Below are 21,416 nucleotides of genomic sequence, written 5' to 3'. Positions count from 1 at the left end.
CCTCTTCTTGTTAAAGGCGTTGTGAATGTAACTGAACTAGCTCGGAGTAATATTGTTCCGACTTAGTTCAGTTAACGGCAGGCTCCCGAAGGTGCAGCTTATTCTGGAACAAGCTGCTCCATGCGATAAAACCCCGTGTCTGGTGCTAGGGTGTCGACTAGATAGGGCAGGCATTCACCCATCGCTTCCCATAGGGTCCAGGGCGGGTTGATCACGATCATTCCGCTGGACGTCATGCCAACTTCATGGCCGTCGGGGGCTATGCCTAATTCGAACAGCTGAATATTTTTAATTCCCGACTTTTTGAAACTTGATTCCATTTCGTCGATACGCGCGCGGCTTACCACGGGGTACCAAATCGCAAAGCTGCCTACGGCGAATTTTTTATGCGCATCAATAACTTGGCGGACCAAGTGGCGGTAATCGCTCTTGATTTCATAGGAGGGGTCGATTAACACCAGCGAGCGTTTTTCAAGCGGTGGTAAGAGTGCTTGTAATCCGGCAAAGCCATCGTCATCGGTCACTTTTACCCGTCTATCGGGGCCGATATTTTCTTCCAATATACGCGCGTCTGCGGAGTGCAACTCGTGCAAATACAGGCGATCAATGGGGCGCATGATGGATTGCGCCAAGAGCGGTGAGCCCGGATAGTGAGTGAGTTGTGAGCCAGGACAAAAAGCGCGCACTTTCTCGACATAGTTTTGGATTAGTGCGGGTTTGGGCTCATCGCCCCAGAGCTTGCCTATGCCAGTATCGAATTCGCGGTTTTTAAGGGATTGGCTGCTGCCCAGTTTATAGGCGCCAGCGCCAGCGTGGGTGTCGATAACGCGCAGGGGTTTATCTTTTAAGATGAGATATTCAAGGCTGTGAATAAACACACAATGCTTGAGCACATCGGCAAAATTGCCAGCGTGAAAGGCGTGACGGTAACTGAGCATGGGGTTTTCCATTAGTGCAGAGGTGGGGGATTATAGCCTTAGCCGTGCATTTTTAGGGACGGCATCTGCTTTTAACTCGCTGCGTGCTACTTGGAAAAATGGCGCAACTCACTGCAATGGCAGCACAGGGGAATTATTAGCCGTCGCGCTTGTCTCAAATTAGCGCTAGGAGACCTATAGATAAGCGGTTAAAGTAAACGCCCAGATTCACCCCCCAGGCAGATTTTAGGAATTGCTGATCTCTCATTTTCCCAACTCTCTCGTTAAGTTTCGCACGCTCGGTTTCATCTTGCTGCTGTTAGCGCCCTGCGCGCAGGCCGCCAAGCCAGAAATCGAAATTATTGGCGGCGTTAAAAGCTTGCGCGAAAATATTCGTCAACACCTCACGCTTAATGATGAGTCTTGTAAGGTGCCCATTTGGCGCCTGAATGTGCTTTTGGGCGATGCTGAAACCGAAATTAAAGCGGCGGCAGAGGCCTTGGGCTACTACCAGTTGGAATACGACGCCGAGTTACAAAAGGCTGAGAACTGTTGGGGCTTAAAGCTAACCCTCACCCCTGGCGAGCCCGTGCGTGTGACCGAACTGCGCATCGAAATTAACGGCGAGGGGCGCCTCGACCCTATTTTCGCCCCGCTCTTTGACAAGCCTAAGATTAAAGTGGGCAACAAGCTCAATCATGGCAAATACGAGAGCCTCAAGGCGCGCTTTGGCACCTTGGCTGCGAGCCATGGATACTTTGATGCGGATTTTGAACTGGCGCAAATTCAAGTCAATATCGGGCAAAAAAGTGCGGTACTGGCCTTGGTTTATGACACCGGCCCACGCTATAAAATCGCCAATATTGAGCTTAATCATCGCATTCTCGATCGGAGTTTTATCGAGCGCTATCTCAATATAGCGGCGGGCGACCCCTATGATTCAGACAAGTTGCTGGAGTTAAAAAACCTCTATAACGCCAGCAACTATTTTGTGGTGGCTACCGCTGCGCCCAATCTGCAAACCTTGGAAAATGCTCAGGTGCCCATCATTGTTAACTTGGAGGAACGCAAGCGGCGCGCCTATTCCGTAGGTGCGGGTGTGGCAACGGACACTGGCCCGCGCGTACTGCTGGGGTTTGAAGATCGCTATGTGAATAGTCGCGGCCACAGTTTTAATGCCGATATCAACGCGTCCAACGTGAAAACGACCACTCAAGCTGTCTACAGCATTCCCCTCGCGCGCCCTGCGTATGAAACACTTAAGCTCTACACTGGCTATGAGCGGGAGGAAACTGATCTCGCGCTCAGTAAAAAATACACTTACGGCACCCAGTACACTTTTTATCAACGCAATAAATGGCTGCACACCTACGCCTTGGATTATGAGCAAGAAGAATCCACCATCGGCAAAATGTTACCTCGCTCCACCAATTTGATTATTCCTTGGGTGTCGCTCGCGCGTACCCAAACCGACGGTGCGCTCTATCCGTTAGAGGGATGGTCGCTGTTGGGTAAGTTGTCCGGTTCGCCGCAAAGCTTGGGGTCAGATTTCAGTTACCTGCAATTTAATGGTCGCGCTAAATACATTTATGGCGGTGACTGGGGGCGTATTTTGCTGCGTACGGAAGTGGGTGTAACTCAAATAGAAGACGTAGAAGAGTTGCCCGCATCGGTATTGTTTTTTGCGGGGGGCGATACCAGTGTGCGCGGCTACGACTACAAATCCCTTGGCACTGAAGTGGGAACGGCGGCCGATGGTACCGAAGCCCTAAGTGGCGGGCGCAATCTGTGGGTGAGCAGTGTTGAAGTGGATCACCAATTTGAGGATAGCAATTGGGTGGTCGCGGGTTTTTATGATCAAGGCAACGTTGGCAATGATTTTAATTTTGAACTCAAGCGCAGTGTCGGCTTGGGGGTGCGCTGGATATCACCCATAGGCCCTATAAGAGTTGATGTCGCCAAAGCGCTCGATAACGATAAAGGTTGGGCGCTGCACCTCAGTATGGGGCCAGATCTCTAATGACCACATTACCTCTGGGGCACCGCATCAGGCGCCTATTAAAAATTGTTCTGTTTAGCTTCATTGCCCTGCTGCTGGTGATCATGGCCACTATCACCGCGCTGCTCAAAACCGAGTCTGGCAGTCGATGGGCCGTAACCGCGGGCGCGGATATGGTAGGCGTGGCTTTGGGTGAGGTACACGGCAATCTATTTAGCGGTTTGGATATAGACTCTGTGGCCTATAGTCTTGGGGAGGGCGAGACTGCGCAAATCTATAGTGCGCAGCAAGTGTCCTTTCGCTGGCGCCCTATTTCGCTCTGGTATGGTGCTCTATCTATTCAGGCGCTCAGCGCTCAGCAAATTCGTATACAACTGCCTGTTGCTCAGGCAACCCCTGCCGATAGCGAGCCGTTTAGTCGCTGGCCAGCGCTGGGCTTACCCCTGCGCATAGAGCTGGGGCAAATTAAATTGCAGGATATTCAACTGCGCCAAGGCGAAAGCCTGCAGGCATGGCAGGCACTGAGCGGTTCTCTCAGTTTGGGTACTTTTCATCTGCGCTATAACAAGCTTAGGTTGGAACATCAGGATTATGGTTTTAGCCTAAGTGGGCGCACAGGCTTAGCCTTCCCCTATGACACAGATGCCCGCATAAAATGGCATTTTGCGCCCGTGGCTGATACCCCTCCCGTGACGCCAGATCCCGCTTCAGCCCCAGATCCTGCCTCGGCCCCAGACCCAACTGCTGCACCAGTTGCAAGCACCCCTGAGCCTATGCGCTATGAAGGTGTGGCGCAGTTGAAGGGTGACCTCAATAGTTTACACATCGCCCAAGAGTTCAGCTCGCCAGTGGTACTTAAGGCTGAGGCTCAGGTGCAATGGGTCGATGAGGCGCGCCGCCTGCTTACTGAACCCCTGTTCAAGCTGGCGCTAGAATGGGATGTTCAAACCCTACCCGCAGCCTGGTGGGCACCCGAGCAGCCAGTGCCCACTACTGCTGGGCAACTCACTGCAGAAGGGACTTGGAATAACTATAGCGCTCAGCTGCAGGGTAGCCTTGCCGTGCCCGAATTGCCGCCTCTGTCCGTGACTACGCAAGTGCAAGGTGATCTCACTCGTGTGCATATCAATGAACTAATGTTGCGGGAAATACTTTCGGCGCCAGTGGCGCGCACCGCATCGTCTGCAGATGATGGCAGCATGTCGTCTAGCTCTGCTGCAAGCGCGACGACAGAACAAGCCTTGGTCGATGCCCAGTCTGCCGCCAGTGGTTTAGATGAGAATGCATATACGCCTGACCCTCTCGCTACCTTAAAGCTCAGTGGCGATGTGCAATGGTCCCCCGCATTGCAAGGGCAATTAGCGGTGGAGACTAGCTCGTTGAATCTCGCGCAGTTTATTAGCGACTGGCCCAGTCGCATAAATGGTCGCTTTACGCTCACTGCTAGCCACAGTGCGCAACGTTGGCGTGCCGAAGTGAAAGGTTTGGGGTTGTCGGGTAGCCTGCGCGGCCGCAGTTTGGAGGCGGCGGGCGGCTTGGGTTTTGATGGTGAGCGCTGGTTCAGCCCCGGCTTAGCCATTATTTTTGGCGCCAACCAATTGCACCTCAGCGGCAGTTTGGCCGACAGCTTGAACGACAGTCTCGATGTTCAGTGGGAGCTGCGCGCGCCCATGCTCAATCAGTTCGACAGCGGTCTAGAAGGCTCACTTAGTTCCAGCGGTAAAATTCACGGCACCTGGCAGTTGCCCCAAGTCAGCTTGAAGATGGACTTGCAGCAGTTTGCATGGGGAGCTTACGCACTGGAAGATTTACAGCTCAAACTGCAGCCCCTAATTGTGCCGGAAGCCTCTCCCAAGGCGATAAAAGTGCCCGGTGAAAATGCGCCGCCGCTGCCACGGATTAGTTTGCAAGGCGACAAAGCAGCGCTGTTAGAACAGCAATACCAATTGGACGTGACCGCTAAAAAATTGCGCGCTGAAGACCAGCAATTCTCGCTTATTAGTCTTACGGGAAAGGGCTCGATTGCCCAGCACGACTTGGCCGCCACAGTAAAGTCGGCAAGTTACGGCAAGCTAGATGTGGGCCTTGCGGGGCAGTATGTAAATGAAGTCTGGCAGGCGCAGCTGCGTAATTTGGATCTGCGCGTTAAAAAAGTACCGCGCTGGTGGCTCAGCGCCAGCAAGCCGCTGCAGGTATCGAAAGAGGGTTTCAAGCTTGAGCAGCTGTGCTTAACGACCTCCAACAACCTCACCTCAGTGGTGGATCCAAAACAAGACCGAGCCGGTGCAGCTGCTTGGTATAAAAATTACTCGCCAGTGCCGCCGCGCTACAGTGCACTAGCCTTTGGCGACACACCGCGCGCCAGTCCTGTCACTAAGCTCAGCAAGCCGCAGCTGTGCCTGAGCGCCAGCTCTGACAGCTTGCAGGGTTTACAGGTCCGTGCGCGTTTGGACTCAGTTCCCTTGCGCCAGTTCTACGCACTCTTTAAAACCGAAGCCTACTTTGCGGGTGTTATGGACGGCAGCCTGCGCATAGACGCGAAAACTTTCGCCTTAAAGGACCTACAAGCCAGTGCCGATATCAGCACCCGCGAAGCAGAATTGCGCTACCAATATGCGGGCGGTGGCACTGAAACCTATCCCTGGCGCGACTTTGGGGTAAAGGCGCAACTGCGCAAAGGCATACTCGATGCCAATTTAGGTATGGAGTGGCTTGGTTACGGCAAGCTCAGTGCGGTCACGCAAGTTGACCTCCAGCAGCAGCTCTTTACCAAAGGCAGCTTAAAGGCGCAATTCGATAACCTCGCGCCGCTGGAAACTCTGCTCAGTTTTGCCAACGATGTGCAGGGCGATCTCCATGCAGACATGAATTGGCGTGGCAGGTTGCAGAAACCAGAGGTGCAAGGGCAGATAAAATTGCAAAAAGGCAGCTTAAAGTTGCCGCGTTTGGGGCTGGATTTAGCCGAGGTGAACGCACTGCTCAGTGCCACACCAGACGGACAGCTCACCTTGGCAAGCAGCCTGCAATCCGGTGGTGGCAGCCTCAAGCTACAAGCGGTGTTGGACAACTTTGCCAGCGCGCAGTGGCAGCTGCAGGGCGATGTCACGGGTGACGCTTTTCAGGTCATCAATTTGCCGCAGCTTAAAGCCAAAGTCAGCCCTACATTACAGCTCAGTGCCAATCCACAACTGCTCGAATTAAAAGGCAGTGCACTCATTCCTTGGGCGCGCACCAACATCAAAACCTTGCCGCAATCGGCGGTGCGGGTTTCGGACGATGTCGTTATTATCGATCAGCGCCAAACCATCGCAGGCAGCGATAAAAGCATGGTGGTGCACACCAATATCAATCTTGCGCTCGGCGATGACGTCAGCTTCAAAGGCTTTGGTTTAACCAGCAAGCTTTCGGGCAAACTCAATCTACTCAAAGACGCTCAGCGGCAATTGTTAACCACGGGTTTCGTGAGTGTCGATCAAGGCAGTTACAAAGCCTATGGGCAAAATCTCACAGTGGAACGTGGGCGTCTCATTTTTCAAGGCTCCTACGAAAACCCCGGCTTAGATATACGCGCTGCGCGCGATATCACCAACGCCGAAAAGAAAACCAAAGTCGGGCTGGAAATTGGCGGAACCCTTCAGCGCCCGCGCGCCAAAGTCTTCTCTATCCCCAGCTATTCGGATTCTGAAGCCATGATGATGCTCTTAACCGGCAAGCCGATTAGCGAAGCATCTAAGGCTGATGCCTCCATGTTGCTCGGTGCACTCAGCGGGTTAGGCGTGGAGTCAGAAGGTGCTATCACCGCTGATATTGCGCAATTTTTTCGCATCGATGAATTAGAAATTAAATCTGACAAAGGTTTTGATCAAAGCGAACTCTGGGTCGGAAAATACCTCACGCCCAAGTTGCTAGTGCGCTATGTCGTCGGAATTTTTGATTCCGCATTCAGTTTGGGGGTGCGCTACCAACTGACCGAGAAATTGCGTTTAGAAGCCGAGTCGGGTGAAGTTCAGAGTGTAGATTTAATCTATAAAATTGAGCGTTAGTTGTATCTTCATCTTTTTTGTATTTAACAAACGAAAATGCTACTCAATTGAAAATCGTAATAAAACCATTCGCTTTATGGCGTACTTGGCGGTACAAAACCTATTTATTTAACCCTTAGGGTGGTAGGGTAAAAAACAAATTGGATGCTCGGTTGAATGTCCAAAGGTTTGCAATCTAAATATCTTCACGTTCACTTAATCAACAGAGGTAGTTATGGCTTATCAGCATATTGATGGAGTTAAATACGAAAAAGAGCTTTTGGATTTGGCAGAAAAGCACACCACCGGAAAAGGTGAGGGGAAGCGGAGTAAAGATGAAGTGTTGGAATTGTTTGGCTCAGCCAATGATGGGCAAGGCGTAACCGAAACTGAATTGGCCACCTTACACTATATTCGTAAAACCTTTGTTTTTACGGACGCAGCCGCCACATTATTCGATGAGAAAATCGCAAGCCTGTAAGGGCATTAACACTAAGGAGTATTTGTATGGATCTCGTAAAAGTCGCAGCGCAACTATTTATGCAGCAGCTATCCAATAAGAATTTAGATTTAGGTTCTGTTACCTCCGCGCTCACGCAATTGCTACCAACCCAAGGCGGAAATCTTGACGTAGCTGCTTTAGTCGCGATGTTTACTAAAAATGGCGGAGGCTTGGCGTCCATGGCGCAAAGTTGGCTTGGCGATGGCGGTAATGACAAGCTTGATATTGGCTCCATACTCTCCATGTTTGGCGAATCCAAAGTGTCTGGTTTTGCTACGCAATTAGGTGTGGGTACCAATGAGGCGGCGGGTGGCCTTGCCGACATGATTCCTCAGCTTATTGACAGCGCCAGTGAAAATGGCAACCTAGTGCAAGATGTTGGTAAAAAGTTAATGGGCAGTGCCCTTAGTCGTTTTTTCTAAGCAGTCGCTTTTTGTAAGCAATCGTTTTTCTAAGTAGTTATTTTCCTCAGTAGTTGGTTTCTCCCAAGAAGCACAGTCGTTTTGATATTGACTGTGCTTCCTTGTCTCTGCTCCCCCCTTTTGTACCTAGTGTCTATTTATTTACATCGTCATTCAATTCTTTAGGTTGGCCTAATCTCTTATTTCATCTACTGCGTATAGATCTCTTTAATCATTCAGGAGTTTTTATGGCGCATTATCTAATTGTGGGCGGTACCCAAGGTATAGGTTTAGCGATTACTGAAGCCCTACTTAAACAAGGGCATAGGTTAACTATTTGGGCGCGCACTGCGGTGAGTATTCCCGGTGCCGAGATGGTCACCAATGATCCTACTGCCGGTGAATTGAATATGGCGCAGTTACCGGAGGTGCTCGACGGCCTCGTCTATTGCCCCGGCAGCATAAACCTCAAGCCGTTCGCACGCTTAACGCCTGCTGATTTTTTACAGGACTTTCAAATTAATGTGCTCGGTGCGGTCAATAGTTTGCAAGCGGTATTGCCGCGCTTAAAGCGTTCGCTTAGTGCCAGTGTGGTGCTGTTTAGTTCTGTTGCCGCGACCCAAGGCATGCCGTTTCATGCGAGTATTGCGGCAAGTAAAGGTGCCGTGGAAGGTATGGTAAAAGCGCTCGCCGCTGAATGGGCACCCGCGATAAGAGTCAATGCAGTAGCGCCTTCTCTCACGCACACGCCGCTGGCTGCCAAGCTGCTATCTTCACCCGAAAAAATAGCCGCTGCCGCTCAGCGTCATCCCTTGCAATCCATTGGCAGCCCTGCGGATATTGCCGCCATGGCAGTTTTTTTATTGGGCGCAGAATCACGCTGGATCAGCGGTCAAATTCTCCATGTGGATGGAGGTATGAGTAGCATCAAGTCATAGTCGGTGTAATAAATAGGCCGTTTATAAGGCGCAATGCGTCGCTGTTGTAAAAAGGCAAATAAGGACAGCCAGCAATTTATTGAGGTGGGTTAAATAGGCTTCGATATGTCGGGCTCCCATATTGGAAGGATGTTCCTTTTTGTTGAACAAAATGTATTGATGAACCCAATAGACGTAAGTGTTCTCTGTGGCATAACTTTTTCGATCTAAGCGAATAAAGGCGCGGAATTGATCCAAGAATTTTGTGGGTTTTGGCGGGAGAGGGGCTTTAACATTTTCCATAATGCACCTAAGCGTAGTAATCCTTTAGGTGGAATATAGCACCGGAGTTGCAAACAGCAAGCATTTTGGCGGCCGTATATCTCCGAATTTATTGAACCGTATATCTACAAATATATTTTTAGTGGTAGCATAAGCCCTTGTTTTGGAAGGGCTATGTCGCCCATAATTTTCACTGGCACCCGGAGATATACGGCCCGGGCCGTTGAATAAACTGTTATTGCACACGAGCGCGCCATGACTAAAGATGAACTAATAGTTTTAGTGACACCACTATTAAAATCAGTAGGATTTAAAAAATCCAGAACCACATGGTATAGAAGTTCATCTGAAGGAGTTTGTGTGTTTAATATTCAGGCTTCGCAGTTTGGCTCTGAATATTATTTGAATGTTGGTTTTTACATTAGTGCTCTTGGAAGTGTTGAAAAACCACCAGAATATAAATGTCACATTCGTGAGCGGCTTAATTTAACTAGCAATGCTAATAACCTTTTTCAAGAAATACAAAATTGGTTTTCTGAATTTGGTAACATCAATAAATTGCGTAGCCATGCAGAATCTGAAAGCCTGCCTTTAGCTACTACTAAATTAGCTCATGAGTATCTAAAACAGCAATAACAAATAAGGATATGTCGCGCGCAGCCGCGACCTATCCCATTGTTGAACAAGCCCGGTCTCGTTCGTCTCTCTATAGGAAATATATTCTTGAGTTTTCAACGGAAGGAGCGAGCTGCTTAGTGCTCGCATTTTTGATGGGCGAGTATTTTCCTCGCCTGTGTCGACGATAAAAATTTACACTATCCCATAAGTCTTTTTTCTTCCCTCCGCGTTACATGAATGGCTGTGTTTGCTGCGCCCGGTTTTATTGCGGCGCAGGTCGCGGCCGGATAAAGCTCACAATCGACATCACGCATTGGCATTTCGTGCAGGTGAAGTGTGGTCTTGGTTTGGGTACGAGAGTAGGAATCCTAACGTTTAGTGCCCACTGCACTCGCTGTAACAAACGTTTAGCATTGCCGTGCAGAAAACCGTAGTCGCGTGCACGGCGAAAGCCTTTGGGCAAGGTGTGTTGCAGCACCAGCGCCATAAAGTCTTCGCCACGCAACTGCCGTGTTTGCATCTTTCCGGTGTTGCTGTCTTTATATTGAAAGGTCACTGTCTCGCCATCATCGCTAAGAATGTTTTTGTCGCTGATGACGCCCCGGTAGAGATAGCGCGACAGGTATTGTAGGGCCGGTAAACCTCGCCCCACCGCTTGACATTGCACTACCCATTTTTCAGGTGTGTCGGGAGCTCTAAATCCGGCGGTGCGAAGCGCGGCGAGTAAGCGTGCACGAAAAACCCGCGCGAGTGCGCGGCCATTAAACAGGTAGCGTTTGTTGATGGTTTTCCAAAGCGCAGTTGCGCCTTCTGCCTTAACGCCGCCACCCGGGATAATAATGTGTACATGTGGGTGATAGTCGAGCCGTCGCGTGTGGGTGTGTAATACGGCGGTCATCGCCAATTCCGCTGCAAAGGATTTTTTATTCAAACCGAAATCCTTGAGCGTACTGACGGCGCAGTCAAACAACAGTGCGTAGATTTTTTTAGGATTTACCTTGGCGAGTTCACGCAGCTCACTGGGCAGGGTGAAGGTCGCCATAAAATAATCTACCGGTAATAATTTGCGTTGCTGCCGGGCCAGCCATTGGCTGGCGCTATGATGTTGGCATTGGTTGCAGGCGCGATGGCCGCAGGATTGGTAGCACAGCGCCGGTTGATGGCAGCCTTTACAGGCCAGCACGAGGTGACCGTATTGTTCTGTGCGGCAACCGAGGATGGCGTTGAGTGCCGACCATTCATCAGTCGTAGTGTGGTGCCCATGGCGGGCTTTAAACGCGCACAGGTAGCGCTGACAGATTGCTGCTAGCTTCATGCTACACCTCACCATCAAGCGTCAACGTTAAGCCATCCATGAGTGTATTAATCAGGCTATCCGTGTGTTGATTGGCGGTGTCGCTCAGCTGGGTATAAAGCGCCGTTGTCTTGGGGCATTCATGCCCCATCTCCTGTTGTATTGCGCGTAAATTTAAACCCGCTTCCACCAAATGTGCACCATAACAATGGCGCAGACTGTGCGGAGTAATCGCTTTGTAAATGCCGCAGTCTTTTACAATCACCTTAAATGCATTTTGTAGCCCACCGCGATCCATGCAGCGTTCTGCGCTATGACGGGCTTCGGGGTTTTTACCGGCGGGGAACAACCACAGAGGACTGCGGTGGGTGACCCAATATTTGCGCAGCGCGAGCAGACTTGCCTGAGGCAAAGTAACAAAGCGGTCTTTTTTGCCTTTACCCTGACGCACATGGACTTTCATGCGCGCACTATCAATATCGCCCGGCTGCAAGTTCAACACTTCACCCAGGCGCAAACCCATGCTGTAGGCGGTGAGGATAAAGGTTTGATAACGCAGCTCGCGCGCACCGTTAATCAGTCGCTCGATCTCGCTGCGGGTAAGAATATCGGGCAAGACTTTCTTCTGCGGTGGTTTAACGATATCCACCCATACCCAGGTTTTATTGAGAATGTGTTTGTAGAAAAACTGCAAGCCATTGCGATCCACCTTGACCGTACTCCACGAATGGCTTTGCACCAAAGCGCTAAAATACTCCTTCAGGTGTTCTTGGCTAAGACGATCTGGGCAGCGATCATAAAAAGCGGTAATTCGGCGCACGGCACGGGCATAGACATCAATAGTCGTAGCCGCCTTGCCTTGCCGCCGCAATGCGTTAATATGCTGTTGGTACAGTGATTCAAATTTGAGTTGCTGTGCTTTGTTCATAACAATCTTCCTCTAGTTGTCACGCTCCGGCTTGGGCGTGTAGAGGAAGTATTGTTTATAACGGACGTGGGATTATGACGCTACTTGCGCTATAGCTGAATCTGCCGCGTAGCGGCTTCGTTCAACAAGGCGTTGCAGCACCAGTCGCTTCGCTCCTTGGACAGCTTTTAAGTCGCAGCTTTGTGGTTTTGCTGCGCAAAAGTATTCCACAAAGCCGCAACTTAAAAGCTGCCGCTGAACTTAACGTTAGGTGTCGCATGAAAATAGATTTTTGCCCTGAATTACAAATACCGTGGTCAATTGAAAAAGTTTCACTTCACAGCCTTGAAGAAATAAAAGTTGTACTTGTTGAACTTTATCAAGAGAAATATCCTGATATTTTAGGCCGTCATGGAAAAGACATTATGACTTGGCCGGTAATTTTTAATGAGAGTAAACGTGTCGAATTAATTTTCAGAAAATGTGTCTATTTCAATATTAGAGACGAGTTTTCTCCTGGCGCCGCTGAAAACGACATAGGTGAAGGCAAGCAATTTCAAAGGCTGCTGGAGTCTGAGCTTGTAATCTCACATAGAGAAAGAGAAATACACAATCTTGTTCACTACCGTATAATTGGAATAGACGAAATAATTGATATTTTAAGCTGTGAACCGCCTTATATTGTCAAGAAAAACTTCACCTAACAAAGCAATCAAGCGGATGGCCTTTAAGTTGCACTTTTGCCATTCCGCTACGCTCCATTTTATGGCAAAAGTGCAACTTAAAAACCACCGCTTATTGCGGCGTTCAAGCTGTAGAAAAATGAAAATACCCCGCGTTTTTCCCCCTTCTTCATAGTAAAATTCCGCTATTGCAGTTTAGTGAGGCGGATATGGCTAATTTTATTAATACCAACATAAATCAAACCGTGCTGATGGATATTAATTATCTCGATCAGCTGGGTAAAAACAATTTCGATTTTTATCTTTACTCCCTCCTAAATCAAACGAATATTCTCGATGATTTTTTGGGGCGCTACAAAAATCAAACCGTAGGGCGTAAGGCTTATCCGCCTGAATTGTTATTGCGTATTATCTTTTGTGCCTATTACCGGGGGATAACCTCCAGCCGCGTCATGGCCAGTTTGTGCGAAACCGATTTAAAATTTATGGCCTTAGCGGTGGGCACTAAGCCACATTTCACCACTATCGCCAATTTTGTTTCCAGTAACAGCGAGGCGATTAAAGGCTTGTTTCATCGTGTACTGCTTATTTGTGATGAGAGCGGGTTGATTGGCAAAGAGCATTTCGCCATCGATGGTTGCAAGTTGCCTACGGATGCCTCTAAGCAATGGAGCGGCACCCACGCCGAACTCAAAAAGAAATCTGAAAAAATGCGTGCTCGCGCCGAGCGCATAGTGGCCAAGCACGTAGCCTCTGATTCCGCAAAAAATGATAAAAGCGGACATTATCAAAAGGAACAGCAAACTATTGAAACCCTCTTGCGCAACGCAAAAAAAATAGACAGCTTCTTGGCCACCCATAAACCGCGTATTGGGCACTCGCGCAATAAACGTGAAGTTCAAAGTAATGTCACCGATAACGAATCGTGCAAAATGACCACCAGCAAAGGCACTATTCAGGGTATGACCTGCGTAACAGCGGCAGATGATAAACATCAAATTATTGTAGAGGCGCAAGCCTTTGGTGTTGGCCAAGAACAAATTACATTAAAGCCCATGATCGAAAACATCAAAACCCATTTTGATGACAGCCTTTTTCAAGATGGCTGCATTATTACGGCTGATACGGGTTATTGCAGTGAAGACAACTTGGCTTTTTTGCATGAGCAACAAATTACGGCCGTTATTCCCGACAACCAATTCCGATTAAGAGACCCTATATTTTCGGGTTCGGAAAGTTTTTTAAAACATAAAGAAAAACGCCAGGCCACACGTAAAGACAATAAAAAGACCCGCGCGATATTTTCCAGCAAAGACTTTGTTGTGGATACCGACAATAAAGAAGCAGTATGCCCAAACGGAAAGAAGATGCTCTACCTAGGAGATTATTTTAAAACCCCAAGCGGCCCACATATGCGTTTCAGGGGCGAACTAAAAGATTGTCGCGAATGCCCACTCAACAAGCAGTGCATGAAAAATGATGTAAAAGCCCAAGGACGACAAATCTCCGTATTAATTGAAAGCCAACGAAAAGTCACTCATCTCGACCGGATGAAGAAAATAATTGACAGCGAGGATGGCAAAAGAATTTACAGCAAACGCATGCACACCATTGAGCCGGTGTTTGGCAATATATGCAGCAATAAAAGGCTCAACAAACTAAGCTTACGCGGCGAACAAAAGGTAACTGCCCAATGGCAGTTATACTGCATGGTGCACAATGTGGAAAAGCTCTGGAGATATGGGACATAGTGGGGGTAAAAGAGCACCGAAGTGCTTTTATAGGCCAAATGCGATCATTTTTAACCGATAAATGACTTATTAGTTCAGTTTTATATTGCATCTTGTCGATTGCAAGAAAAGCTGTTCAAATAGTCGTCAATTTAAAACAACCACGCGTTGGGAAGGATTTTGTGTTTTTAAACTTAATTTTTCTACAGCCTCGTTAGCACTAGAAGATACCGAAATGGAAATTAACAATTTAAATTGGCATGACGGGAATATAACCAAGTTCGAAATGCTTCCGAATTATGGTGCTGGAGCACAGATTAATATATTTGCTCAGATATATGACGAGGCTATTCGGGCACCGGGAAGAGATCCAATTAAATTGCAATGCCTGAATGTAAAGCGCTTCAATTGTTCATGTGATTTAATTGAGCTAGATGATAACAGTGGTGCCGGTAGTATAAATGACTGTTCTCATAAGGGTAATATCTTAAGGTTTCATTTGTTCGGAGGCTTTATTGAAGTTGAAGCTCTGGAGTTCATACTTGAAAAGTGCTAACAAGGCGCTGCAATTGACGTTTTGGTCGGCGCTTCGCTTTATGTATGGCTGCGCCATTTTACATAAAACTCCACACCAACCAAAACGCAATTGAGCTTAGCGTTATGTTTAATCATCATTAAGGAGGTTTAAATGCACACAAAGGTAAAACTTAATCCAGGCGAAGAACTAAAGCTTGAAAGTTCAAGAAGCAAAGGAACTATGGCTCAAACAGACATATATACGTACTCCATTATTAATCAAGCCGGTGAAAAAGTTGGTTCGGTGGAACATACCGATCACACCTCTTTAAACGGTTTTAATAGAACGCAGCATGTAACACAAAAGGATAATTCAGGAAATGTTGTCGTAGAGACATCATGGTAAATTACATATAGAAATTCGCTTCATTGCTCAAGAACAACATTCATATGAATGTTGTTCTTGAAATTAGTAAACCTATAATAAATAAAGTACAACATAACAAATAAGGATATGTCGCGCGCAGCCGCGACCTATCCCATTGTTGAACAAGCCCGGTCTCGTTCGTCTCTCTATAGGAAATATATTCTTGAGTTTTCAACGGAAGGAGCGAGCTGCTTAGTGCTCGCATTTTTGATGGGCGAGTATTTTCCTCGCCTGTGTCGACGATAAAAATTTACACTATCCCATAAGTCTTTTTTCTTCCCTCCGCGTTACATGAATGGCTGTGTTTGCTGCGCCCGGTTTTATTGCGGCGCAGGTCGCGGCCGGATAAAGCTCACAATCGACATCACGCATTGGCATTTCGTGCAGGTGAAGTGTGGTCTTGGTTTGGGTACGAGAGTAGGAATCCTAACGTTTAGTGCCCACTGCACTCGCTGTAACAAACGTTTAGCATTGCCGTGCAGAAAACCGTAGTCGCGTGCACGGCGAAAGCCTTTGGGCAAGGTGTGTTGCAGCACCAGCGCCATAAAGTCTTCGCCACGCAACTGCCGTGTTTGCATCTTTCCGGTGTTGCTGTCTTTATATTGAAAGGTCACTGTCTCGCCATCATCGCTAAGAATGTTTTTGTCGCTGATGACGCCCCGGTAGAGATAGCGCGACAGGTATTGTAGGGCCGGTAAACCTCGCCCCACCGCTTGACATTGCACTACCCATTTTTCAGGTGTGTCGGGAGCTCTAAATCCGGCGGTGCGAAGCGCGGCGAGTAAGCGTGCACGAAAAACCCGCGCGAGTGCGCGGCCATTAAACAGGTAGCGTTTGTTGATGGTTTTCCAAAGCGCAGTTGCGCCTTCTGCCTGAACGCCGCCGCCGGGAATAATGATGTGTACATGCGGGTGATAGTCGAGTCGTCGCGTGTGGGTGTGTAATACGGCGGTCATCGCCAATTCCGCCGCAAAGGATTTTTTATTCAAACCAAAATCCTTGAGCGTATTGACGGCACAGTCAAACAACAGTGCGTAGATTTTTTTAGGATTTGCCTTGGCGAGCTCACGCAGTTCACTAGGCAAGGTGAAGGTCGCCATAAAATAATCTACCGGTAATAATTTGCGCTGCTGCCGGGCCAGCCATTGGCTGGCGCTATGATGTTGGCATTGGTTGCAGGCGCGATGGCCGCAGGATTGATAGCACAGCGCCGGTTGATGGCAGCCTTTACAGGCCAGCACGAGGTGCCCGTATTGCCCCGTGCGGCAGCCGAGGATGGCGTTGAGTGCCGACCATTCATCAGTCGTAGTGTGGTGCCCATGGCGGGCTTTAAACTCGCACAGGTAGTGCTGAAAGATCGCTGCTAACTTCATGCTACACCTCACCATCAAGCGTCAACGTTAAGCCATCCATGAGTGTATTAATCAGGCTATCCGTGTGTTGATTGGCGGTGTCGCTCAGCTGGGTATAAAGCGCCGTTGTCTTGGGGCATTCATGCCCCATCTCCTGTTGTATTGCGCGTAAATTTAAACCCGCTTCCACCAAATGTGCACCGTAACAATGGCGCAAGCTGTGCGGAGTAATCGCTTTGTGAATGCCGCAGTCTTTTACAATCACCTTAAAGGCATTCTGTAGTCCACCGCGATCCATGCTGCGCTCTGCGCTATGACGAGCTTCGGGGTTTTTACCGGCGGGGAACAACCACTGTGGATTGCGGTGGGTGACCCAATACTTACGCAGTGCCAGCAGGCTTGCAGTAGGTAAAGTAACAAAACGATCTTTTTTACCTTTGCCTTGACGAACATGCACCTTCATGCGCGCACTATCAATATCGCCCGGCTGCAAGTTCAACACTTCACCTAGGCGCAAGCCCATGCTGTAGGCGGTGAGGATAAAGGTTTGATAACGCAGCTCGCGCGCACCGTTAATCAGTCTCTCGATCTCGCTGCGGGTAAGAATATCGGGCAAGACTTTCTTCTGCGGTGGTTTAACGATATCCACCCATACCCAGGTTTTATTGAGAATGTGTTTGTAGAAAAACTGCAGCCCATTGCGATCCACCTTGACCGTACTCCACGAATGGCTTTGCACCAAAGCGCTAAAATACTCCTTCAGGTGTTCTTGGCTAAGGCGATCTGGGCAGCGATCATAAAAAGCGGTAATTCGGCGCACGGCACGGGCATAGACATCAATAGTCGTAGCCGCCTTGCCTTGCCGCCGCAATGCGTTAATATGCTGTTGGTACAGTGATTCAAATTTGAGTTGCTGTGCTTTGTTCATAACAATCTTCCTCTAGTTGTCACGCTCCGGCTTGGGCGTGTAGAGGAAGTATTGTTTATAACGGACGTGGGATTATGACGCTACTTGCGCTATAGCTGAATCTGCCGCGTAGCGGCTTCGTTCAACAAGGCGGTCAAACATCGTTCCGCTTCGCTCCACTGGACAGAATTTAAGGTGTGCCGAGAGTAAATGGTGGGGTCGCGTAGCGTCCAAACTATTTACGTAACTTCGCAAGAGATGGTGGTAGGCCCACCGCATTCGCTTTGCAGTAGGAGAATGCAAACCACTTCAAGCGGCATTGATTAAGAGTCTTTGTCGTGAGCGTTGAAGAAAAGTCGAATTTAATTCGGCAGGTAAGGTAAACGGAGACGAACGCAAGTGAACCTTTGATGAGGCGTCGTGATGTCTAACCCGTTGTCAAAATCAGCGACCCTTACAATTGCTGAGAGAAATCGAGAAGAAAACTGCTTACTGACTCGATGGCAACCGGCGTAAAGAAGGCGTGACCGTTTATCAGGCTTTTGTGAGGAACTCGGGAAGCTGTCGTGCTGATGTTAAGAGAGAAGCCGAAAGCGGTGACCCCGTAAGGCGAGAGTATCAATGCAGCGCACAGTGGCGGAATCGTTCGTAGTAGTGATGAAGTTGTTGTAATGACAATGGAGCGAAGGGGCGATGTTATTCAGCAGTGATTGAACCAACAACCGCAAGGTAGGACTCAACAATCAATGCACAGTTACAGTATACCGAAGCAGTTAGTGCACAGGGCGTGGCTGAAAGTAAAAGCGAATGCCGGTGTAGCGGGTGCGGATAACATCAGCATCGGGATGTTTGAACAGAATTTGACGAATGAGTTATACAAACTCTGGAATCGAATGAGTTCGGGCAGCTACATGGCGCCAGCGGTAAAGCGTGTAGAAATCGCTAAGTCGGATGGCAAGCTGCGCCCACTCGGGATACCCACGGTGGCAGATCGCGTGGCGCAAATGGTGGTCAAGATGACACTGGAGCCGGAGTGGGATGCTAAGTTTCACTCGTCCTCGTTCGGCTATCGCCCCAAGCGCAGTGCCCATCATGCGGTGCAAGCGGCGAAAATCAATTGCTGGAAATATGCATGGGTGATTGATCTGGATATCAAAGGATTCTTTGATAATTTGAATCACGATCAACTACAACAATTTGTTGCACAAGCAACAGATAACCCATGGTGCAACCTCTATGTCAAACGCTGGGTCACAGCCGGTGTGCAAATGCCAAGCGGTGACATTCAACAGTCAGAAAAAGGAACGCCGCAGGGTGGCGTCATCAGTCCCTTGTTGGCGAACCTCTATCTGCACAAGGTGTTTGATAGTTGGATGCAAAAATATTTTCCACAAAATCCGTTCGAGCGCTATGCTGACGACATTGTTTGCCATTGTCGAAGCGAGCGTGAAGCCGAGCAGCTACTCGGTACTATTTCGCAGCGGATGCAGCGCTTTGATTTAACGCTACACCCTGAAAAAACCAAAATCGTATACTGTGGAAGGCGCAAAATAGAAAGAACCAAAGCGCAATCATTCGATTTTCTCGGCTTCACCTTCCGGCGAAGAACCGTGAAACGCAAAGATGGCAAACTGGCTCCTGGTTTTGTACCGGCCATCAGCAACAAAGCTAAAAAAGCGATTGTAATGACTATGAGAGAGTGGAATGTGAGGCGGTTGAGTAGGCTATCGATAGTAACACTCAGCAAAAGACTCAATCCACAAATCAGAGGTTGGCTAAACTACTATGGCGCCTTTTATCCCTCGGCACTGCAAGGCATTCGCGAAGCAATTGAATGCCGCTTAACAAAATGGGTAAAAGGTAAATATCCGCAGCAGCGCAGCCGACGACTGAAAGCCTACTCATGGTTAAAACAAATCAAACAGTGGCGACCGACCCTGTTTGCGCACTGGTAATGAATTGCTGATAATTGGAATAACAAGAGCCGTATGACGCGAGAGTGTCACGTACGGTTCTGTGAGGGGCTGGTGGGGAGGTTCCGTTGGTCTACTCGACTAGCGCTTTTGCAATATCGCTGCGCGAAGTTTATCGCAACGCGCTACTTACAATCCGCAGGTGAACGCAACGTTATACAAATTAGGCGACCATATGGCATTTGAAAAAGAAGAGCAGATGTATGAAATGCTTGGACGTTATGTCATGCGTTTGAGGACTTTTGTGAGTCCATTCGTTCACTCATTGTTTCCATACTGCATGCTCAGGACTTGAAAAATGAGGCTGTGTATGAAATTTTGCTGGAAGGCTTAACTGCTGCGCCCTTACTTTCAAAGCTGCATGCACTTGTCAATGCTAGCGTGGCCAAAAATGAAGAAGAGAGAAAAGTATTTTCGAAAGTTTTTAGTCAATTTCATGAAATTATTGAAGAAAGAAATGTTTTTTTGCACTCACACTGGTTATCTTATGCAATAACCGAAGAAGAAAAAACACTATTTTACATCGCCGGAACAAAGCCCGGTCTAAATAAAAGCGGTGCATCCACTAAAATATCTTCGCCAAAACTCGAAGATTTTGATCACTCCATCAAGCGATGCAGGGAGGCGACCATTCAATTTGCTTTAATAATGCGAGTAGTTATTGGCTATAGAGTATTGTCTGAATGTTTTGAAATACAAGGTAAGTTGTTAAAAGTAAATCATGAAGCTCTTAAGCCAATAACTATTTAGGGACACCCACCAATTAAAAAGTGCACAACCACTTGACCTCAAATAGCTCTCTAAAAAGCCATGTCTTTTCCATATATAGTGATTTTTTGATCGAAGGCACAATGAATAAATCGAGTTGATAATTTTGGCGTAATCTCACCAGGCTGCAGGCGAGCTTTAATGCCTAAAATCTAGGTTAGGTGGTAAGTGAAGGAATATGGTTAAGCCGAGTAAAGCAATCGGCAGGCTCTAGCGCCTTTGAGCCAGTGCTGATTAAGCTTTTCGCAGAGCTGTTCAAGCTTAGCAATCGGGCCTATGGCGCGGTGAAAGTCTTTACCTAAATGATTGCAATTGTGCAGCCAGTGTTCACTAGGAAATAAATTAAGACGCCCACCAATTGGTATCTTATTCGATGATTTATATTTTGTGGTTTATGTTTAGTGATTCAATAGGGAGGCGTAGTGTACAGACTATTTTATTACCCCAGAAATGCGAGTTGGGCACCGCACATGCTTTTAACTGAAATAGAACTGCAGTTGGGCGCGGCGTTTGAGTTGGTTTTGGTGGATAGAAAAGCCAATCAGCAAAAGTCCAGCGATTATTTGGCCCTAAACCCCACCGGTCGTATTCCTACCTTAATCGACAATCAAATTGTTATTTACGAAAGTGCGGCGATTTGTTTGTATCTATGCGAACAGCACCCACAAGCGGGCTTAATGCCTGCCTTGGGAGACCCAGCGCGAGCAGAATTTTATCAGTGGTTATTCTATTTAAATTCCAGCCTGCAACCGGAACTGATGCTCTACTTTTACCCCGAACGACATACAAGTGGCAGCGAGGCAGACAAAATAGCGGCAGCCCAAGTGGTGCGTATCACCGAGATGTTCGCCTTGCTCGATAGCGCCTTAGGCGATAAGCAATATCTATTGGGCGATCAGCTGAGTTTGTGCGATTACTTTTTGTTTATGTTGGCCCACTGGGCCAGCGGCTTCGCCCGCCCGCCGCTATCGTTCAAACATTTAAATCGTTACTTGCGCCAACTCGCGCAGCGCCCTGCCGTTAGAAAAGTGTGTGCAGTTGAGGGGACGGATTTAAAAGCTTATTTATAAAGCAACTTATTTTTGTATGCAGCTATTGCTGTGGTTAATGTATAAAGCATGGTGAAAGTTATGACTAGAAAGGAAATTGAATTTTTTATCTATCTTAAAAAAAGCGTTAGCTACGAACGATATGTGTACGT

19 protein-coding genes are annotated in these 21,416 nt (G+C 48.2%); 13 read left to right on the top strand and 6 right to left on the bottom strand.

The window, feature by feature from the left end:
• Positions 1-98: 98 nt before the first annotated feature.
• On the bottom strand, positions 99-938 hold the full coding sequence (locus tag AC0KUT_RS19525; RefSeq protein ID WP_488832173.1) for a 23S rRNA (adenine(2030)-N(6))-methyltransferase RlmJ: 840 nt from the start codon (positions 936-938) through the stop codon (positions 99-101).
• Positions 939-1,170: 232 nt separating this feature from the next.
• Between AC0KUT_RS19525 and AC0KUT_RS19520 the strand changes: the two genes are divergently transcribed.
• From AC0KUT_RS19520 to AC0KUT_RS19500, 5 genes are all read left to right on the top strand, one after another.
• Positions 1,171-2,937 carry an autotransporter assembly complex protein TamA gene (locus tag AC0KUT_RS19520; RefSeq protein ID WP_488832172.1) on the top strand — a complete coding sequence of 589 codons (1,767 nt, stop codon included), beginning with the start codon at positions 1,171-1,173 and terminating at the stop codon, positions 2,935-2,937.
• Positions 2,937-6,959, top strand: a complete 4,023-nt coding sequence (locus tag AC0KUT_RS19515) for a translocation/assembly module TamB domain-containing protein (RefSeq protein WP_488832170.1) — start codon at positions 2,937-2,939, stop codon at positions 6,957-6,959. Before AC0KUT_RS19520 ends, AC0KUT_RS19515 begins: the two co-directional genes overlap by 1 nt.
• Before the next feature lie 214 nt (positions 6,960-7,173).
• The gene (locus AC0KUT_RS19510; protein ID WP_488832169.1) at positions 7,174-7,419 is read left to right on the top strand and encodes a hypothetical protein; all 246 of its coding nucleotides are present in this window, start codon (positions 7,174-7,176) and stop codon (positions 7,417-7,419) included.
• Between the two features lie 26 nt (positions 7,420-7,445).
• Positions 7,446-7,862: a YidB family protein gene (locus AC0KUT_RS19505; protein WP_488832167.1), complete on the top strand. Its 417-nt coding sequence runs from the start codon at positions 7,446-7,448 to the stop codon at positions 7,860-7,862.
• Positions 7,863-8,089: 227 nt separating this feature from the next.
• On the top strand, positions 8,090-8,779 hold the full coding sequence (locus tag AC0KUT_RS19500) for an SDR family NAD(P)-dependent oxidoreductase (protein WP_488832166.1): 690 nt from the start codon (positions 8,090-8,092) through the stop codon (positions 8,777-8,779).
• Between the two features lie 21 nt (positions 8,780-8,800).
• Here the strand turns inward: AC0KUT_RS19500 and AC0KUT_RS19495 are convergent, their stop codons facing one another.
• Positions 8,801-9,061: a phage integrase N-terminal SAM-like domain-containing protein gene (locus tag AC0KUT_RS19495; RefSeq protein ID WP_488832164.1), complete on the bottom strand. Its 261-nt coding sequence runs from the start codon at positions 9,059-9,061 to the stop codon at positions 8,801-8,803.
• 234 nt (positions 9,062-9,295) lie between these two features.
• On the opposite strand from AC0KUT_RS19495, the gene AC0KUT_RS19490 reads away from it, so the two are divergent.
• Positions 9,296-9,676, top strand: a complete 381-nt coding sequence (locus tag AC0KUT_RS19490; protein ID WP_488832163.1) for a DUF4304 domain-containing protein — start codon at positions 9,296-9,298, stop codon at positions 9,674-9,676.
• A gap of 244 nt (positions 9,677-9,920) precedes the next feature.
• Here AC0KUT_RS19490 and AC0KUT_RS19485 read toward each other — a convergent pair whose 3' ends face one another.
• Positions 9,921-10,973 (bottom strand): IS91 family transposase, encoded by a 1,053-nt coding sequence (locus AC0KUT_RS19485; protein WP_488832162.1) that lies wholly within the window; start codon positions 10,971-10,973, stop codon positions 9,921-9,923.
• Between the two features lies 1 nt (position 10,974).
• Positions 10,975-11,880, bottom strand: coding sequence for a tyrosine-type recombinase/integrase (locus AC0KUT_RS19480; protein ID WP_488832161.1), 906 nt, complete (start codon positions 11,878-11,880; stop codon positions 10,975-10,977).
• 257 nt (positions 11,881-12,137) lie between these two features.
• On the opposite strand from AC0KUT_RS19480, the gene AC0KUT_RS19475 reads away from it, so the two are divergent.
• From AC0KUT_RS19475 to AC0KUT_RS19460, 4 genes are all read left to right on the top strand, one after another.
• Positions 12,138-12,563: a hypothetical protein gene (locus AC0KUT_RS19475; protein ID WP_488832159.1), complete on the top strand. Its 426-nt coding sequence runs from the start codon at positions 12,138-12,140 to the stop codon at positions 12,561-12,563.
• 188 nt (positions 12,564-12,751) lie between these two features.
• Positions 12,752-14,293 carry an IS1182 family transposase gene (locus AC0KUT_RS19470; protein WP_488832157.1) on the top strand — a complete coding sequence of 514 codons (1,542 nt, stop codon included), beginning with the start codon at positions 12,752-12,754 and terminating at the stop codon, positions 14,291-14,293.
• A gap of 214 nt (positions 14,294-14,507) precedes the next feature.
• Positions 14,508-14,828, top strand: a complete 321-nt coding sequence (locus AC0KUT_RS19465) for a hypothetical protein (protein ID WP_488832156.1) — start codon at positions 14,508-14,510, stop codon at positions 14,826-14,828.
• 132 nt (positions 14,829-14,960) lie between these two features.
• Positions 14,961-15,194 carry a hypothetical protein gene (locus AC0KUT_RS19460; protein WP_488832154.1) on the top strand — a complete coding sequence of 78 codons (234 nt, stop codon included), beginning with the start codon at positions 14,961-14,963 and terminating at the stop codon, positions 15,192-15,194.
• Positions 15,195-15,535: 341 nt separating this feature from the next.
• Here AC0KUT_RS19460 and AC0KUT_RS19455 read toward each other — a convergent pair whose 3' ends face one another.
• Together AC0KUT_RS19455 and AC0KUT_RS19450 are read right to left on the bottom strand one after the other, a co-directional pair.
• Entirely contained in the window at positions 15,536-16,588 is a 1,053-nt protein-coding gene (locus tag AC0KUT_RS19455) for an IS91 family transposase (protein WP_488832152.1), read from the bottom strand.
• 1 nt (position 16,589) lies between these two features.
• On the bottom strand, positions 16,590-17,495 hold the full coding sequence (locus AC0KUT_RS19450; protein ID WP_488832151.1) for a tyrosine-type recombinase/integrase: 906 nt from the start codon (positions 17,493-17,495) through the stop codon (positions 16,590-16,592).
• A gap of 725 nt (positions 17,496-18,220) precedes the next feature.
• Here AC0KUT_RS19450 and ltrA point away from each other — a divergent pair.
• The 3 genes from ltrA (at position 18,221) to AC0KUT_RS19435 (ending at position 21,285) form a co-directional block, all read left to right on the top strand.
• Complete coding sequence (gene ltrA / locus AC0KUT_RS19445; protein ID WP_488832150.1) at positions 18,221-19,429, top strand: group II intron reverse transcriptase/maturase; 1,209 nt, start codon at positions 18,221-18,223, stop codon at positions 19,427-19,429.
• 324 nt (positions 19,430-19,753) lie between these two features.
• Positions 19,754-20,197 carry a hypothetical protein gene (locus AC0KUT_RS19440; protein ID WP_488832149.1) on the top strand — a complete coding sequence of 148 codons (444 nt, stop codon included), beginning with the start codon at positions 19,754-19,756 and terminating at the stop codon, positions 20,195-20,197.
• 488 nt (positions 20,198-20,685) lie between these two features.
• On the top strand, positions 20,686-21,285 hold the full coding sequence (locus tag AC0KUT_RS19435; protein WP_488832148.1) for a glutathione S-transferase family protein: 600 nt from the start codon (positions 20,686-20,688) through the stop codon (positions 21,283-21,285).
• Positions 21,286-21,416: the final 131 nt, after the last annotated feature.

It is taken from the genome of Cellvibrio sp. 25HG11W-0 (assembly GCF_057815475.1).
The sequence above is the reverse complement of the archived record's forward strand: the minus strand, read 5'-3'. Positions and strand labels throughout refer to the sequence as shown.